The sequence below is a fragment of the Methylobacterium sp. D54C genome, assembly GCF_053345595.1.
The window spans coordinates 1-16,079 of record NZ_JBKFAK010000002.1; the positions used below are offsets into that span (position 1 = coordinate 1).

Annotated in this window: 11 protein-coding genes and 1 pseudogene; 4 read left to right on the plus strand and 8 right to left on the minus strand. The window is 69.3% G+C overall.

All coding sequences use genetic code 11. From position 1 onward, the window contains the following. Nucleotides 1-490: 490 nt before the first annotated feature. From ACLBYB_RS05260 to ACLBYB_RS05270, 3 genes are read right to left on the minus strand one after another with little or no spacing between them, the layout of a single operon-like run. Nucleotides 491-3,640, minus strand: coding sequence for an efflux RND transporter permease subunit (locus tag ACLBYB_RS05260; protein ID WP_447698148.1), 3,150 nt, complete (start codon nt 3,638-3,640; stop codon nt 491-493). A 9-nt stretch (nt 3,641-3,649) separates the two neighbouring features. Further along, nucleotides 3,650-4,990: an efflux RND transporter periplasmic adaptor subunit gene (locus tag ACLBYB_RS05265; protein ID WP_447698149.1), complete on the minus strand. Its 1,341-nt coding sequence runs from the start codon at nt 4,988-4,990 to the stop codon at nt 3,650-3,652. Between the two features lie 55 nt (nt 4,991-5,045). Continuing rightward, nucleotides 5,046-5,243, minus strand: coding sequence for a polyhydroxyalkanoate synthesis regulator DNA-binding domain-containing protein (locus ACLBYB_RS05270; protein WP_091675875.1), 198 nt, complete (start codon nt 5,241-5,243; stop codon nt 5,046-5,048). Nucleotides 5,244-5,489: 246 nt separating this feature from the next. Between ACLBYB_RS05270 and ACLBYB_RS05275 the strand changes: the two genes are divergently transcribed. Both ACLBYB_RS05275 and ACLBYB_RS05280 read left to right on the plus strand, forming a co-directional pair. Further along, entirely contained in the window at nt 5,490-6,167 is a 678-nt protein-coding gene (locus ACLBYB_RS05275) for a response regulator transcription factor (protein WP_020091096.1), read from the plus strand. Next, the gene (locus tag ACLBYB_RS05280; RefSeq protein ID WP_447698150.1) at nt 6,160-7,578 is read left to right on the plus strand and encodes an ATP-binding protein; all 1,419 of its coding nucleotides are present in this window, start codon (nt 6,160-6,162) and stop codon (nt 7,576-7,578) included. The genes ACLBYB_RS05275 and ACLBYB_RS05280 overlap by 8 nt, the downstream gene beginning before the upstream one ends. A 516-nt stretch (nt 7,579-8,094) precedes the next feature. Here the strand turns inward: ACLBYB_RS05280 and ACLBYB_RS05285 are convergent. Then, the gene (locus ACLBYB_RS05285) at nt 8,095-9,711 is read right to left on the minus strand and encodes an FAD-dependent oxidoreductase (protein ID WP_447698151.1); all 1,617 of its coding nucleotides are present in this window, start codon (nt 9,709-9,711) and stop codon (nt 8,095-8,097) included. Nucleotides 9,712-9,838: 127 nt separating this feature from the next. Here ACLBYB_RS05285 and ACLBYB_RS05290 point away from each other — a divergent pair. Next, nucleotides 9,839-10,273 (plus strand): annotated as a pseudogene (locus ACLBYB_RS05290) (IS481 family transposase); the annotation flags it as partial. 460 nt (nt 10,274-10,733) lie between these two features. Here the strand turns inward: ACLBYB_RS05290 and ACLBYB_RS05295 are convergent. Together ACLBYB_RS05295 and ACLBYB_RS05300 are read right to left on the minus strand one after the other, a co-directional pair. Further along, nucleotides 10,734-10,907: a hypothetical protein gene (locus ACLBYB_RS05295; protein ID WP_165923179.1), complete on the minus strand. Its 174-nt coding sequence runs from the start codon at nt 10,905-10,907 to the stop codon at nt 10,734-10,736. A 79-nt stretch (nt 10,908-10,986) separates the two neighbouring features. Then, the gene (locus ACLBYB_RS05300; protein ID WP_091675883.1) at nt 10,987-11,253 is read right to left on the minus strand and encodes a hypothetical protein; all 267 of its coding nucleotides are present in this window, start codon (nt 11,251-11,253) and stop codon (nt 10,987-10,989) included. 984 nt (nt 11,254-12,237) lie between these two features. Between ACLBYB_RS05300 and ACLBYB_RS05305 the strand changes: the two genes are divergently transcribed. Further along, a complete protein-coding gene (locus ACLBYB_RS05305; RefSeq protein ID WP_020091090.1) occupies nt 12,238-12,462 on the plus strand; it encodes a hypothetical protein in 225 nt (74 codons plus the stop codon). A gap of 499 nt (nt 12,463-12,961) precedes the next feature. On the opposite strand, the gene ACLBYB_RS05310 is transcribed toward ACLBYB_RS05305, so the two are convergent. Together ACLBYB_RS05310 and ACLBYB_RS05315 are read right to left on the minus strand one after the other, a co-directional pair. Then, nucleotides 12,962-14,290 (minus strand): HlyD family type I secretion periplasmic adaptor subunit, encoded by a 1,329-nt coding sequence (locus tag ACLBYB_RS05310; RefSeq protein ID WP_447698152.1) that lies wholly within the window; start codon nt 14,288-14,290, stop codon nt 12,962-12,964. Next, nucleotides 14,287-16,011 (minus strand): type I secretion system permease/ATPase, encoded by a 1,725-nt coding sequence (locus tag ACLBYB_RS05315; RefSeq protein WP_100251533.1) that lies wholly within the window; start codon nt 16,009-16,011, stop codon nt 14,287-14,289. The genes ACLBYB_RS05310 and ACLBYB_RS05315 overlap by 4 nt, the downstream gene beginning before the upstream one ends. Between the last annotated feature and the right edge of the window lie 68 nt (nt 16,012-16,079).

Genomic DNA, 16,079 nt, shown 5'->3' on the forward strand with positions numbered 1-16,079 from the left:
GATGCCGACGGTGGTGATCTCCATGGGGATGGCTCCTGCATGAGCGTGGCTGCTGCTTTGACAGCAACCACATCTTGGCATCGAGATGCCGTCAGTCGGAGCGGGAGCCATCCACCCCATCTGCTTCCCAGATCTGGCCTCCCGGCTCCCCATGGCCGCCGGCATGCAGTAGTCTCGCAATCGGCTCGGTCCAAAATACCGGTCAGGTCAAGGAGACACCCGAGCCGAGGCTATGAAGATGGGGGCATATGCGGACGTTCCGCTGGCGACCCATGCCGGCCGCCCGGATCGCGGCCAAGCTTTCGCTCAAGGCGGTCATCTGCGACCAGCCGTGCACGGTCGGTAGCCATCGAAGTCGGCGGCGACTGTACCTGAGATTCCATGATCGAAGCAGTTCAACGCGGCGAACTCGTAAAGTCGGGCAGGTTGTGTCGCGAGCAACGTCGGTACTCTCGCCCCCCGGCGAACGCAGCCGTCGCCGTGAGTGCGCTCATCGACCGGTCCCCTGCTGCATCCGCTGGCGGGGCTTCGTATGCCGTCGCTTGCTCACCCTGCCGAAGGGCAGGCGCAACGTCGCGATCACCGGATAGACGGCGGGAAGAACGACGAGCGTCAGCAGCGTCGCGGTGATCAGGCCGCCGATCACCACCGTGGCGAGCGGGCGCTGCACTTCCGCGCCCGCGCTGGTCGAGAGCGCCATCGGCAGGAAGCCGAGCGCTGCGACAAGGGCCGTCATCATCACCGGGCGCAGGCGCCTCTCGGCCGCCCGGGTGGCCGCCTCCCGCGGGTCCAGGCCGGAAGCTTCGAGGTCGCGGATGGTGCTCGTCAGCACCACGCCGTTCAGGATCGCGATGCCGAAGGTCGCGATGAAGCCGATCGCCGCCGAGATCGAGAACGGCATGTCGCGCACAGAGAGGGCAAGGATGCCCCCCGTCGCGGCCATCGGCACGTTGAGGAAGATCAGCCCGGCGCGGCGGATGTCGCCGAACATCACGACGAGGAGGACGAGGATCCCCGCCAGCGCCGCCGGCACCACCACCGAGAGGCGGGCGGTAGCCTCCTGCAGGTTCTGGTACTGGCCGCTCCATTGCAGCGCGTAGCGGGGCGGCAGCTTGACCTGATCGGACACGGCCTTCTGCGCGGCGTCCACGAAGCTCTGCACGTCGCGGCCGCGGACGTTGGCCTGGATCGAGATCCGCCGCTGCAGCCGCTCGCGGCTGATCTGGGCCGGGCCGGAGGTGACCTCCACCGAGGCCACCATCGCGAGCGGCTCCGTCATGGCGGGACCGGTCTCCTTGCGCGGCCGCCCCACCGGCAGGGCGCGGATGCGCTCGATGTCGCTGCGGTCGGCCGGGTCGAGCCGGACCACGATGTCGGTGATGGAATTGTCGTCGCCGTAGACCATGCCGGCGGTGCGCCCGCCGATGCTCTCGACCACGTCGAGCACGTCCGAGACGTTGATCCCGTAGCGGGCGGCCTTGACCCGGTCGACCCGGATCGAGAGCGCCGGCATCCCGGCCTGCGCCTCGGCCTTCACGTCCGCCGCGCCCTGAATGCCTGAGACCACCCGCACGATGGAATCGGCCGTGTCCTTCAGGACCTTCAGGTCGTCGCCGTAGAGGTTGATCGCGACGTCGCCGCGCACGCCCTCCAAGAGGTCGTCCATCCGCATCTGGATCGGCTGCGAGAAGCTGTAGGCGACGCCCGGCACCTCCTCCCGGAGCCGCTTGTCGAAGGCCGCGACGAGCCCTTCCTGGCTGTCGGCGGTCCTCCAGGTCGAGGGGTCGGTCAGGGTGATGAAGCTGTCGGTCGATTCGACGCCCATCGGGTCGGTCGGGATCTCGGCGCTGCCGGTGAGGGAGACGATCCGCTTCACCTCGGGGAAGGATTTCAGCACCCGCTCGATGCGGGTCACGGTGGCGAGCGAGGCGTTCAGCGCGATGCCGGGCAGCTTCTCGGAGGTGATGACGATCGAGCCCTCCGACAGCTTCGGCAGGAACTCGCCCCCGAGACGCGTGGCCATCGCGCAGGAGCCGGCGAACAGGGCGACCGTCGTGAGCACGGTGACGAACGCGTGCCGCTCGGCCCAGCGCAGCACCGGCGTGTAGACACCCCGCACCGCGTGGACGAGGCGCGTCTCGCGCTCATTGACACCGCGCCCGGTGAGAAAGAGCGCCGCGAGCGCCGGCATCAGGATCAGGGTGACGACGAGCGACGAGGCGAGCGCCAGGATCACCGTGAGCGCCATCGGGGCGAACATCTTGCCGGCCACGCCTTCCAGCGCGAGGATCGGGACGTACACGATGATGATGATCGCCACCGCGAAGATCACCGGGCGGGCCACCTCGGCGGCGGCGTCGCGGATCACGTCGTGGGCCGGGCGGTCCGGGTGCTCGCCCCGGGCGCGGAGCACGTTCTCGATCATCACCACCGCGCCGTCGACGATCAGCCCGAAATCGATCGCCCCTAGGCTCATCAGGTTGCCCGACAGGCCGAGCAGCCGCATCCCGGCGAACGCCATCAGCATCGAGAGCGGGATCGCGGCGGCGACGATCAGCCCTGCGCGCAGGTTGCCGAGCAGCAGGAGCAGCACCACGATCACCAGCACCGCTCCCTCGAGGAGGTTGTGCTCCACCGTGCGGATGGTGCGGTCCACCAGCGCGCTGCGGTCGTAGAACGGGACGATCTCGACCCCTGGCGGCAGTTGCTGGCGCAGGGCGGCGATCGTCTTCTTCACCTCCGCGACCACGGCGCTGGCATTCTCGCCGTAGCGCATCATCGCGATGCCGACGACGGTCTCGCCTTCCGCGTCGTTGGTGACGGCGCCGAGCCGGACCTTGGGGGCCTCCTGCACCGTGCCCAGCGTGCCGAGCGTCACCGGCACGCCGCCGGGGCCCGTCGCGACGACGATGTTCGCGATGTCCTCCGGGCCCTTGGCGAGGCCGAGGCCGCGGATCGTCTCCTGCTGGTCGTTGTGCTCGATGTAGGCGCCGCCCCGGGCGGCGTTGTTCTCGGCGAGCGCCGTGTAGACCTGGGCCAGCGTCACGCCGTAGCGGCGCAGCGCGTCCGCCGAGACGCGGACCTCCTCGGTCGGCATCTGGCCGCCGTAGATGTTCACGTCGGCGATTCCGGGGGTGAGCTTCAGCTTCGGCGCGATGGTCCATTGCAGGATGCGCTTGAGCTGCATCGGCGTGTAGGCGGGCCCGCGCAGCTCGAACTGGTAGATCTCGCCGAGCCCGGTCGCCATCGGACCCATCTGCGGATCGCCGACTCCGGCGGGCATCAGGCTCTTGGCCTGGGGCAGGCGCTGGAATACCTCCGCCCGCGCCGCTGTGACCGACACGGATTCGTCGAAGGTGACGTAGACCGCCGAGACGCCGGCCCGGGACGTCGAGCGGACGTTGGAGAGCCCCGGCGCACCGGCCATCGCGTTCTCGACCGGAAAGGTGACGAGCCGCTCGACCTCCAGGGGGCCGAGCCCCGGCGACAGGGTGAGGATCATCACCTGCTTCGGCGAGATGTCCGGCACCGCGTCGATCGAGAGACCTCCGAGGTTAGCGGCTCCGCCCGCCGCCGCGGCCAGCGCGATCATCAGCACGAGGAAGCGGCGGCGGACCAGGATGGCGAACCAGCTCTTCATCGCCGGCGCTCAATCCGTCGAGCCGAGAAGGCTGCGCAGCAGGATGGCCTTCAGGCCGAAGCTGCCCGCGGTCGCAACACTCTCACCCGCCGCCACGCCTCGGTGCACCTCCACCCAGTCAGTGCGCTGGATGCCCAGCGTCAGGGCCCGCCGCTCGAACCTGTCCGGGGCCGTGCGCACGAAGGCGATGGGGCCGGTGTCCGTCTGCTGCACGGCCGCCGCCGGGATGGTCACGCCGTCGCGACCGAGATCAGCCCCGACCATCACCGAGACGAAAAGGTTGGCGCGCAGGAGATCCTGCGGGTTGTCGAGTTCGATCCGCGCCGGCGCCGTGTTCGTCGCCGGATCGAGGGCGGCGTTGACCGAGCGGACATGGCCCTCGAAGGGCGGATGGCCGGGCACCGGGCTCTCCACCGAGACCGCATCCCCGGCCTTCACCCGGGAGATGTCGGCCCCGTAGAGGTTCGCCAGCACGACGACACGGGTGGGATCGGCCACCGTGAAGGCGTCGCGCCCGGTATCGACGACCTCGCCCAGGGTGATGCCGACGCTCGTCACCACGCCGGCAATCGGCGTGACCACGGCGCTGGTGCCCGGCGCGGCGCCCTCGGCCGGGGCGAGGCGCCGGTACTGCGCCCGGTACATCTCCGCGTTCGCCTGCGCAGATTTCACCGCCGCCTGTGCCTTGGCGAGATCGACCTGCCGCCGCTCGACCTCGGCTTGCGCCACGCCCCCGAATTTCAGCTGCTCCAGCCCACGCTTCACCTGGAGCGCCGCCACCGCCTCGGAGGCCCGCGCCTCGCCGAGGGCGGCTTCAGCCGCCTGAAGCCCGTTGCGGGCGTCGAGGAGGCCGGCTGCATCGAGGGTCGCGAGCGTCTGCCCCGCCGTCACCCGGTCCCCGGGCTGGACGGCGAGGCTCAGTACACGTCCCTGCGTGCGCGGCTTGAGATGCGTCACCCGCCGCTCGTCGAAGGCGACGGTGCCCGGCGCCCGCACCGGGAGCACGATCCGGCGGGTCTCCGCCGTGCCGAAGGCTAAGCCGATCCGCGTCTGCCCCGCCCCGTCGAGGGTGACGAGATCGGGGTTCGCCGGGGCGTCGTCGGAACGGTCCGCCTTCGCCTCGGGGACCGCGGGCGGGGCGAGGCCAAGGCCGGCGAGGATTGGGCCGCGATAGGTCCAGCCCGCGAAGGCCACGGCGGCCAGCACCGCCAGGATGAGCAGCGCTCGCGGCGCGCGGCTCCGGCTCACAATCGGAGCCGGCGCGGAGGCATCCCCGCGCCCGAAGCCATCTGTCTCGGATGCCTCGGAGACCTCCGCGGGGCGCGCGGACGCTTCGGCGTTCAGCGACATGGACAGGCAGCTTGCCGACCGGTCGGGCCGGACGCCGCGCGGGTGAGGATGAGGTTCATGCGTCGAAGCCGGTGGGGAGCACCTCGTCGCTGACGAAGCGCCCGGTCTCGACCTCGCGGATCACAACCTCGAAGCCCTCGCCGCGCCATTCCCGCAGGCGTTCGACGGAGACATAGGTGCGAGTCTCGACGTCGTAGAGCCGGCTCTGGGCGTAACGGTTGATGAGGCGGCGGGGCCGCCGCTTCCGGGGCATGTGTGGACTCCCTCAGCGGTGGGGGATCGCGGCGGATGCGGGGAAGCGGCGTAGCAGGAACAACATCGGAGGAGCCCGCTGAGGATCGCGCCCAGCCGAACAGGGCCCGAGGTGCGCGCTAGAGTCATTCTAATAAATTGGACGAAGCCGATGGGGCGCCACTAAATTCTGGTTCACAGTCGCTTCCTCGCGCAGGCCGCAGGGCCGACATGCGACACACTGGCAACGCGGGAGGACCGGGTTCACGTGGCGAGGCTGCTGCTGATCGAGGACGACGGGGACACGGCCGGGGACGTGCGCGACGACCTGCGCGGGCGCGGCCACGAGGTCGCCTGGGCCGCGACCGGGCCGGACGGCGCTCGCTCGGCGCGGCAGGGCGGCTGGGACGCGATCATCCTCGACCGGATGCTGCCCGGCCAGGACGGGCTCGGCGTGCTGCAGGACCTGCGCCGGGACGGGGACCGGACACCGGCCCTCGTCCTCAGCGCGCTCGGCGACGTCGACGAGCGCATCCGCGGCCTCCGGGCGGGTGGCGACGACTACCTCGCCAAGCCCTTCGCGCTCGGCGAACTCGCCGCACGGATCGAGGCGCTGCTCCGCCGCCCGGTCGACACCCGCGAGACGCTGCTGCGGGTCGGAAGCCTGGAGATCGATCTGATCGCCGGGACGGGCCGGCGCGGCGCGCGCGACCTCGACCTCCTGCCTCGGGAACTCAAGCTCCTCGCCTATCTGATGCGCGCGCCCGGTCGGATCGTCACACGGGCGATGCTGTTCGAGGAGGTCTGGAACTACCGCTTTACTCCGAAATCGAACCTCATCGACGTCCATCTCGGCCGCCTGCGCCGCAAGCTTGAGGCGGCCGGGGAGGCGCCCCTGATCCAGAACGTCCGCGGCGTCGGTTTCACCCTCACGCCCGATGACTGACCTCCTGCGCTCGACCACCCTGCGGTGGGCGGTGGGGATCGCCCTGTGGTCGGTGCTTCTCGCCCTGACGATGTTCGCCTTCATCTACTGGCAGACGGCCTCCTACCTGCGGGAGGAACTCGCCGAGACCCTGCGGCTGGAAGTCCGCGCGGCCGCCGCCGACCCCGCCGCCACGGCGTTGCGGGTCGACACCTGGACCGCCATGGACCCGCATGCCCGGCACTATGGCGGCTACTTCGCTCCGGACGGCGGCCGGCGCGCGGGTAACCTCGATGCGATGCCGAAGGGGCTGCCGCGGGACGGGGATGCCTACCGGGTGAACGCCACGGTGGAGGTCGGGGGCCGCAGCCTCGCCGACGAGATCTGGGCCGCGGCCCTGGCGCTGCCCGGTGGCGGCACGGTGGTGATCGCCCACGACACCGACGACATCGACCGGGTGCGGGTCACGACGCTGCGGGCGCTCGGCCTCGGGCTACTGCCGATGCTGGCGCTCTCCGGGATCGGCGGCCTCGTCCTCGCCCGCCGGGGCCGCAGGCGGTTCGCCGCCACCGAGGTGGCGCTCGCCGAGGTGATGCGCGGCAACCTCGGCAAGCGCCTGCCGGTCGGAGGCCGGGGCGATGAGTTCGACCGCCTTGCCGCCAACGTGAACCGCATGCTCGACGAGATCGAGCAACTTATGGGCGAAGTCCGCAGCGTCGGCGATGCCGTCGCCCACGACCTGCGGACGCCGTTGACCCGCCTGCGGGCCCGGCTGGAACGCAGCCGGGCGCAGGCGCGAACGGTGGCGGAATTGCACGAGGCGATCGATCAGGGCCTCGCCTGGATCGACCAGACACTCGCGATGGTGACGGCCGTGCTTCGGATCGGCGCGATGGAGGAGGGCCGCCGGACCGCCTTCGCGCCGGTCGACCTCGGGGAGGTCGCCGCTGCGGCGGTCGACTTCTTCGAGCCCGAGGCTGAAGAGAGGGGCGTCCGGCTCGTCCTGTCGGCGGTGGGGCCTTTCACCGTCCACGGCGACCGGGACCTCTGCTTCGAGGCCCTGTCGAACCTCATCGACAACGCCGTGAAGTTCACGCCCCCCAGAGGGACCGTCCGGGTCGGGGTCGCCTGGACCGGCCAAGCGATCGAGGTGGCCGTGGAAGATACCGGCCCAGGCCTGCCGGCGAGCGAGCACGAGAAGGTCTTCCGCCGCTTCTACCGCGCCGAGATGTCCCGCCAGACCCCCGGCAACGGCCTTGGCCTCAGCCTGGTCGCCGCCATCGCCAAGATTCACGCCGCAAGCGTGAGTGTTCGCACGTCGGAAAAGGGTGGTTGCCGTTTCGCGATGACGTTCCCGAATTTGACCATCGAAGACTGCACGTCTTCTACTTATTGGACGGCTTCGAGAAAAGGTCCGCTTGTCAATTTTTGAATGAATTTCTGGCCCTGCCCGCTAAATGATCTGCCAATGGGCTCGCGTATCAAGAAGCGTCGCGGCACGTCTGCTTCCATGTCTATGCCAGTCGAAAGCGGGCCGTTTCAGATCCACCCATCTTGGACGTTCAGAAGAGCGCGTCGTGGTGGTGACCTGGCCGGTCACTAGGTCGAGCGGGGCGCGTTCGTGCCGGTCCTGCAGAGCTTCGCCACTGAGCGCTCTGTGTTCACGGCGCTGTGGCCGGAGAGCCGACGCGGCGATCCAAACGTGAAGGCTTTCCCGGCATTCCTCGGTGGTATGCTCCCATCCCCGACACCTTGGGACAAGCTGTTCGAAGGTGCGGCGAGGGCGTGAGCGGTCCCCGTGGAGATGTCCGCTTCGGGACATCCGCCGATCGGAAGCAGGCGGGCAGGAAGCCACCCGAAACAGTCTGGCAGATAGTCAGCAGAGCTTCCCAGAAACGGCCGCTCGTCGATCCGGCGCTCCGATCGTGTGCGTCCCGGGCGGCGAACTCTACGACCGAACGTGCTCCCACACCTTGGAGATGACGACCGATCCCTCGCCGACCGAGGCTGCGACTCGCTTGACGGAGCTGGCGCGGACGTCGCCGACCGCGAAGATTCCCGGATGCGACGTCGCGTAAGGCGAATGCGCGCCGATCGCGTCTCCGGTCAGGACGAAGCCGTGGCCATCGAGCTCGACGAGCCCCGAGAGCCAGCCGGTATTGGGGGCGGCGCCCACCATGACGAACACGGCGCAGGTCGAGATCCTGCGCGTCGCTCCGTCGGCGACGGTGCGGATCGTCACCGCGTCGAGATGGTCATCGCCGTGCAGGTCGGTGACTTCGGCCCCGTACTCGATCGTGATCGCCGGGTCTGCCTCGAGCCGGCTCGACAGGTATCTCGACATGGAGGTGGCGAGCGATTGCCCGCGCACCAGGAGGCGAACGTGCCGCGCTGAGCGGCTGAGATACATCGCAGCTTGGCCCGCCGAGTTGCCGCCGCCAATAATGATTGCCTCGGCATTCCGGCAGTAGCGCGCCTCGATCTCCGTCGCAGCGTAGTAGATGCCGGCGCCCTCGAACGCTTCGAGGCGGTCGATCGGCAACCTTCGGTACTGGACGCCGGTCGCGACGACGACGGCCTGTCCCCGAACGCGCCGGCCGTTGTCAAACGTCGCACAGAACGATCCGGCCTCAAGCCGCTCCAACTTCGCCACCCGTCGCGGCATCGCGAAGCGAGTACCAAACTTCATCGCCTGGATCTCGCCGCGCCAGACGAGGTCGGCGCCCGAGATCCCGGTCGGGAAGCCCATGTAGTTCTCGATCCGGCTCGATGTGCCGGCCTGACCGCCGATCGCCACATCCTCGATGACCAACGCGCGCAGCCCCTCCGCACCCGCATAGACGCCCGCCGCCACCCCGGCCGGCCCGCCGCCCACGATGAGGACGTCGAAGGCCTCGTCGTCGACGAGGTTGTAGTCGAGGCCGAGCAGCCGCGCGACCTTGGCGGGCGTCGGCTCGGTCACGACCACGTCCCGGCCGAAGATGACCGCCGGTCGGTTTGCCGAGATCGAGCAGGCCGTTGCGACGCTTGCCGCCTCCGGGCTGCCCAACGGATAGGTCCTGTAAGGAAGCCGGTTGCGGCTCGCGAACTCGGCGATCCGCCGCACGCTCCGGTCGTCGTCCTCGCCGATGAGCACGAGCGTGCCGTCGTGCGAGTCGAGCTGCCGCCGCCGCCGTGCGGCGAGGACTGTGATGATGATGTCCGACATCTCCGGGATCTCGGACATCAGTCGCAGCATCTCGGGGCGCGGCACCTCGGTGACGACCGTATCTGCGCTGGCCCGCATGGGCATCGACCAAACGCCGCCGTTCAGGAACGAGATTTCGCCCATGAACTGGGTCGGACCGAGGGTGGATGGGAGATGGCGCTCGTCTGTGAAGGGATTCACGACTTCGATCTCGCCGGCCTCGACATACACGAAGCGATCGGCTGGCTCACCGGCACGGACGAGAAAGGCGCCTGCGGAGTAGTGCTTCTCGGCCCCGATCGCCCGCAATGCGGCGACATGCGATGCAGCGAGGGGTATGCGCTGCATCTCCCGCAGGTCACGGCCGATCGTTTCCAAGGGTCGCTCCCGTCGTAGGCCATCCGCTGCGGCGCAGCATCGATGGCTCGGCCGCTACAGGCAAGACCCTCGATGTTTGATCCCGCGGTGTGGTGGTACGGTCGACCGTCATGCTGCGAGGGATGCCCCGACGACAGTCCAGAAGTGGCGAACGCGGCAGACGACAGGTGACGCCGCTATGGGGCCGAAGCAGCCCCGTTCGACGGTTCTGACCCCAGCGGAGGAGGTCATCATCGTCGCCTTCCGCCGGCACACCCTGCTGCCGCTGGACGACTGCCTCTACGGCCTACAGCCCACGATCCCGCACCTGACCCGCTCGTCGCTGCACCGCTGCCTGGAGCGGCACGGCACCAGGCGCCTACCGGACGGAAGGCGACAAGCCCGAGAAGAAGCGCTTCGCCGATCACCCAGTGGCTACATGCACATCGATATCGCCGAGCTCAGGACAGAAGAAGGCAAACTCGACCTGTTTGTGGCCATCGACCGAACCTCGAAGCTGGCTTTCGCCAAGCTGGAAGCAGAAGCGAACCGCTATACGGCATCGGACGTCCTGCGCGCGCTGACGAGACGGAGGGACTGGGTTGCCGCTGCGAAAGCGCAGCGATCCTGCTACCCTGCGCACAGCCGTCGCCGCTCGGTGGCGCACCTCAGCGCGAGGCAAGTCGATCATGCATAGCGCGGCGATCAGGTGGCTCGTTGTCGCGCTCGCGGGCTTCGTGAGCACCGAAGCTGTCGCGCGGCGTTCTCGAGCGAGCAGCCCCGTCCCGCGCGGCGCGACTGCGTTCTCCCCCTTCGCCTTCCCGCGGCCGCCCAATACCGCGCCGCGTCCCGCCGGCGACGGGATCATCCACTGGAACACGCCGAACAAGGACGGCAACCTCGGCGGACCCGGAACAGGGGGAGGGGGCGGCGGTGGAGGCTGACCCCGCTCAGCTTCGCCATCGGGCGCCCGTGGTCCCGCACCCCGTCGCGGAAGGGGCGTCTCGGGAGCAGCGGCGGCAACCCTCAGGCAGGGACGCCTGTCAGACCGCACTCAGGCCCATCAGCACGACGGCCATTTGCCAGCCGACCACCAGCATCGCGGCGATCCACACCACCGTCGCCACGCCGCCCGCGACCATGATCATCGTGAGGAAGCGATCCATCCAGGGACGCATGGATTGATCCTGAACCGACACCGTCTCGATGTGAGCCATGATTCACCGTCGCATCAGCGTACCGAGGCGATGTCCGCAAGCTTGGTTCCTGCGGCGGAGCACACAGCCCGCCCGCCAGTCAGGCATACAGGAGGTAGAGCACGGTCGCCGGAGCGATCACGACATTGGCTGCACCGAGGCACACGAGAATCGTCACGGCTGTCGCATGGAGGTTCGGCCTGTTCTTGAACATCCATTCTGCAGGGAATGCGAGTACTGTGATCGGCAGCATGCAGAGGACGATCGAGATCCACAGCAGTGCGCCCGGCACGAAAATCAGGAGACCGATCCGGCTTCTCGGCAACCACTCCGTCCGTTGATCGCGTGCAAGGATGGCTTCCGACATCTGACGCGCCGTCCCCTCTTCCAGATGGCTAATGCAACTAAAAGTGGTATATGCCGGATTAGCGTCACCTCAACGGGAAATCCCCCGGCGCCTCGGGTTCGGATTACGCAGAACCTGAGCAGCACCCGCCGTTGCGTTGCCCACCTGCCGATGGGCCTGTGAACACAGCAGGATGGCGGCGCCCGACAGGGTGACCGGTAACGCGTTCCAGCCTCAGCGGCGGCGTGCGACCCTCGCCGCGACCCAAGGTGAGGCGGGCGCGGGTCTCAGCAGCGCGTCTCCGGCCTCGAACCTCGCCACCTCATGGTCCGTGCCGCCCCCGGACCTGCTCTGAAGCGGGCTGTGGACCTCCTCAACACGGAGAACGCCCGATACCCGAAGACCGAAGACACGGAAGACCCGCGGAAGCTGCGTACGCTGCTGGGCGCGAGGCCCGCGTCGGTGCTGAGCGGCAGACCGCTCCTTCCGCCTGCTCCGGCTGCGGCAGGGCTTGGCTGACGTCCCGGCGGTCGGCCTCTCGCGAAGGACCGCGATGAGAGCGTCGTCGCGAAGCGGGAGACCGGAATCCGAGCGCCCCGGCTGGCGCAGGTCGATCCTGCCAGCCTCATGCAACAATCGGAGCAATCCTGGCGACATCCAGCTTGACCATAAGGCCGCCTCGGAACAGCCGAGCTGACGGGGCCACGATGACCAAGCCGATCACCCTGACGAACCGTCTCGTCGACGCCGTCGTGACGGCCGCCATGGCGTTCAGTCTCGTCGTGCACGCCCAGGTCATGATCCTGCCGCCGCACTTCGTGTGACGGACGATCGAACGTGGAGGATGCCGAATTGTCTCACCCGCTGTCGCGCGCGTGAGAAGGGGCCGTCGGCCCCGGCTCGGCAGTGCCGAGCAGCTGATCCCTCGCGAACCCAGCAGTTTGCCACATTGAACCATCACCGTTTCATGCACGTATGCGTTGTATATGGAGCTTGGAGGTTGTGATGCAGGCATCCGAATGCTGCATCATCCGGGTATCTATCGCCGCGAGCCTCGGCTGGCTCATCGCGATTACCCTGATGTGGAAGCATGGCGTGCTGGCCGCGCTGATCGTCAGCCCCTTGTTCGGGACCGCGGCGGCGATCGCCGCCATGACCCTGTTCTGGTTCGTGAGCCTGTTCGTCTCCTGCGAACCCATCGGGCCGCGGGCGTCTGACACCAACCGGTAGCAGGATCGGAGAAGGTCGCAGCGCCGAGCCATGTGCACCGGGATCGGCACGGCGCCGGCCGGCGCCCGATCGGAGCCGGGCGCGTCGGGGCGTGTCAGGTCCGCATCCTGCGGGGAGCAGGCGCAGCTGCTAAGACGTGGCCATGAAGCGGAGACCGCCTGACCGACTCACGACGATCGCGATCCTCGCGGTCACCGCCGCGCTCGCAGCCGTGCTCGTTGTGAGGCTTCGTGACCCCACGCCTCCGCACCGTGGCCCCCTGCCCAGTGCGTCCGCCGCCAGGCGATGAAGCTCCACAGCCCGCGTTGAACAAATGCAGCGGGTGGAAGCGGAATGGCTTCTCGCATGCGCGCCGCCCGCGAAGGCGGACGTGCGTTGGCCGGTGCTTCCCCGTGCTCGGACCGGCGTTTCGCCGAGCGCGACACAGTCGGTCCTGTAGGGATCGGCTCCGCGATCTCCGCAGGTTCCGTGACCGTCCATGCGGGCGACCGGGCGGATCTCACTTCTCCCGGAACGCCCGCCGGGCTTGATCGACGAGCGGCTTGGTGAGGTAGGACAGCACCGTTCGGTCAGCCGTGCGGATGAAGGCCTCCACGGGCATGCCGGGCATCAACTTGGCCCCGTCCAGTCGCTTCATCTCCTCCTTCGTCACGCCCAGGCGAACGAGGTAGTAGAAGCTGCCGGTCCGCTTGTCCTCGCTCACATCGGCCGCGATCCGGGTCACGCGCGCGTTGAGCTCGGGTGTCGTCCGCTGGTCGAAGCTCGGGAAGCGCAATCCCGCGGCCTGACCGGTCTGCAACCGGTCGATGTCCTGCGGCGCCACACGTACCTCGGCGACGAGGGAATCCGCGGTCGGCACGATCAGCATGATCGGCTCGCCCGGGGAGATCACACCGCCGCGGGTGTGGACCGCGAGTTCGTGCACGTAGCCGGTCTGCGGCGCGCGGATCTCGATGCGCTGCAGCTGGTCGAAGGCCGTGATCCGCTGCTCGGTCAGCGTCGCCGCCTTGGCGCGGTTCTCGGCGAGCTCCTTCGCGACGTCGCTGCGGAGATTCTGCTCGAGCTGGATGATCTGCAGCTCGGTCTCCGAGACCTTGCCCTTGGTCTGCGCGATGTTGGCGACGAGGACGCCGCGCTCGCCTTTCAGGCGGGACATGTCGCGCTGGAGGCTCGTGAGCCGGGTCAGCTGGATGAGGTTCTTCCGCCAGAGATCCTCGACACCCTCGTACTCCCGCCCGATGATCGCGGTCTCCTGCTCCTTCGCGGCGGCCTGCTCGGACAGGCCTTTGATCTCCTCGTTCAGCTGCCCGACCCGCTCGCGGAGCTGCGCCTTCTGGCCCTGGAGCGCGTCCTGTCGGAAGCGGAACAGCTTGCGCTCGCCGTCGACGATCCGGGCCACATCCGGTCCGGCTCCCTCGAGCTCGGGGGCGATGGCGAGGCTCGCGCGGCCGTCGCGTTCGGCCTCCAGCCGGGCATTGCGCGCCGCGATCTCCCACAGGCTCTTGGTGAGGCTGTCGTAGGTGGCCTTGGCGGTGGTCGCGTCCAGGCGGACCAGCAGGTCGCCCGCCTGGACGCGCGCGCCCTCCTGAACCGGCAGTTCGGCGACGACGCCGCCGGTCGGATGCTGGACCTTCTTGATGTTGCTCTCGACCACCAGCGAGCCCGTGGCGATGATGGCGCCGGACAATTCCGTCGCCGCCGTCCAGGCCCCCGCGCCCGTGGCGACCACGATCACGGCGGCGACGCCGGCGACGTGCCGCCGCAAGGAGCGGCGCGTCTCGTATGTCGGATCCGTAGCCGGCCCGTCAGGCGTGCGATCCGTCGTCATGCGACCCTCGTGGGCGTCTGCCGCGTCAGGGCGTTCAGCTTCGACAGAACTTCGTCGCGCGGGCCGTGCAGCTGCACGCGCCCGTCCCCGAGGACCAGGATGCGATCGACCGCCGCCAGCGCGCTCGGCCGGTGCGCGATCACCACGACGATGCCGCCGCGGGCGCGCACGCCCTGCACGGCCGCGGACAGGGCGCGATCGCCGTCGACGTCGAGATTCGAGTTCGGCTCGTCGAGGACCACGAGGAACGGATCGCCGTACAGCGCCCGCGCGAGCGCGATCCGCTGCCGCTGACCACCGGAGAGGCCCAGGCCGCCGGTACCGACGCGGGCGTCGTAGCCGCCCGGCAGCCGGAGCACGACCTCGTGCACGCCGGCGGCCCGGGCAGCCGCCAGCAGGGCCTCGGGGTTGGGCTCGGGATCGAAGCGCGTGATGTTCTCGGTGATCGTGCCGTCGAACATCTCGATGTCCTGCGGCAGGTAGCCGACCGCGCGCCCGAGGGCATCGGGATCCCACTGATCGATCGCCGCGCCGTCGAGGCGGATCACGCCGCGGTTCGGGCGCGCCAGCCCGACGAGGGCACGGGCGAAGGTGGATTTGCCGGAGCCGCTGGCTCCGATCACCCCGAGGGCGCTTCCGGGCGCGAGAGCGACGTTGACGTCGTGGAGCACCAGGGTGTCGGTCCCGGGCGCCGCGATCGACAGGGCCGTCACGCGCACGCTCTCCCGCGGCGCCGGGAGCGGCGTGAGGGCGGCGGGCTCCCGCCGGGGCAGGAACGCGACGAGGCGGCCCCAGGCCTGCCGGGCGCCCGAGAACGACTTCCAGTTGGCGATCGCCAGGTCGACCGGCGCGAGGGCGCGCGCGGACAGGATCGTGGCGGCCAGCATCACGCCGGCCGTCGCCTCCTCGCGCACGACGAGGAAGGCGCCCAGGCCGAGGATGCCGGATTGCAGCACCGTGCGCAGCAGGCGCGCCGTCGTGCCGAAGCCGATGGCCAGGTCGTTCCCGTACGCCGCGACGTCGAGGTTCCGACGGGCCCGGACCTGCCAGAGCTCCGCGATGCGGGACCGCATCCCGAGCGCCGAGAGCAGCGGTGCCGTCCGGTGCGCCATGTCGGTGAAGGACCGGCGCTCACCGGCCGTTCGGACGGCCTCCTGGGTGGACGCGGACGAGGCCCAGTCCGTGAGGATCGTCAGCACGCACAGGAACAGGGCGCCCCCGGCCACCGCCGCGCCGAGCCAGGGATGGAACAGGAAGCAGACCGCGACGTAGAGCGGCACCCAGGGCAGGTCGAAGAAGGCGCTGACCGCCATGCTCGACACGAAGCCGCGGACGGTGTCGAGATCGCGCAGGGCCTGGGGCCCGTCATCGCTGCGCGGCATCTCGGCGCCGCGGACCAGCAGCGTCCGGAAGATCCGCGGACCGAGGCGCTCGTCGACGAGGCGCGCGAAGCGCGCCAGGATCCGGGCACGGAAGATCTCGAAAACGCTCTGGATCACGAGCAGCATCAGCGTGATGCCGGCGAGACCGACGAGCGTCGCGATGCTCCGGCTCGGCAGCACCCGGTCGTAGACCTGCAGCATGAAGATCGGGGCCGTGAGCATCAGCAGATTGATCAGACCGCTGACGATCATCACGGTGATCAGGCACGTGCGCCCGGCCCTGACGGCGGACCAGAACTCGCGCCGCTTCGCGACACGCAACACGCGTTCATCGGTCACAGGTCGATCCCTCGGCTTGGCACGTCAGCGGAGCGGTTCGGGCCGAAGCGGGTCGGGCCCCGGCGTCG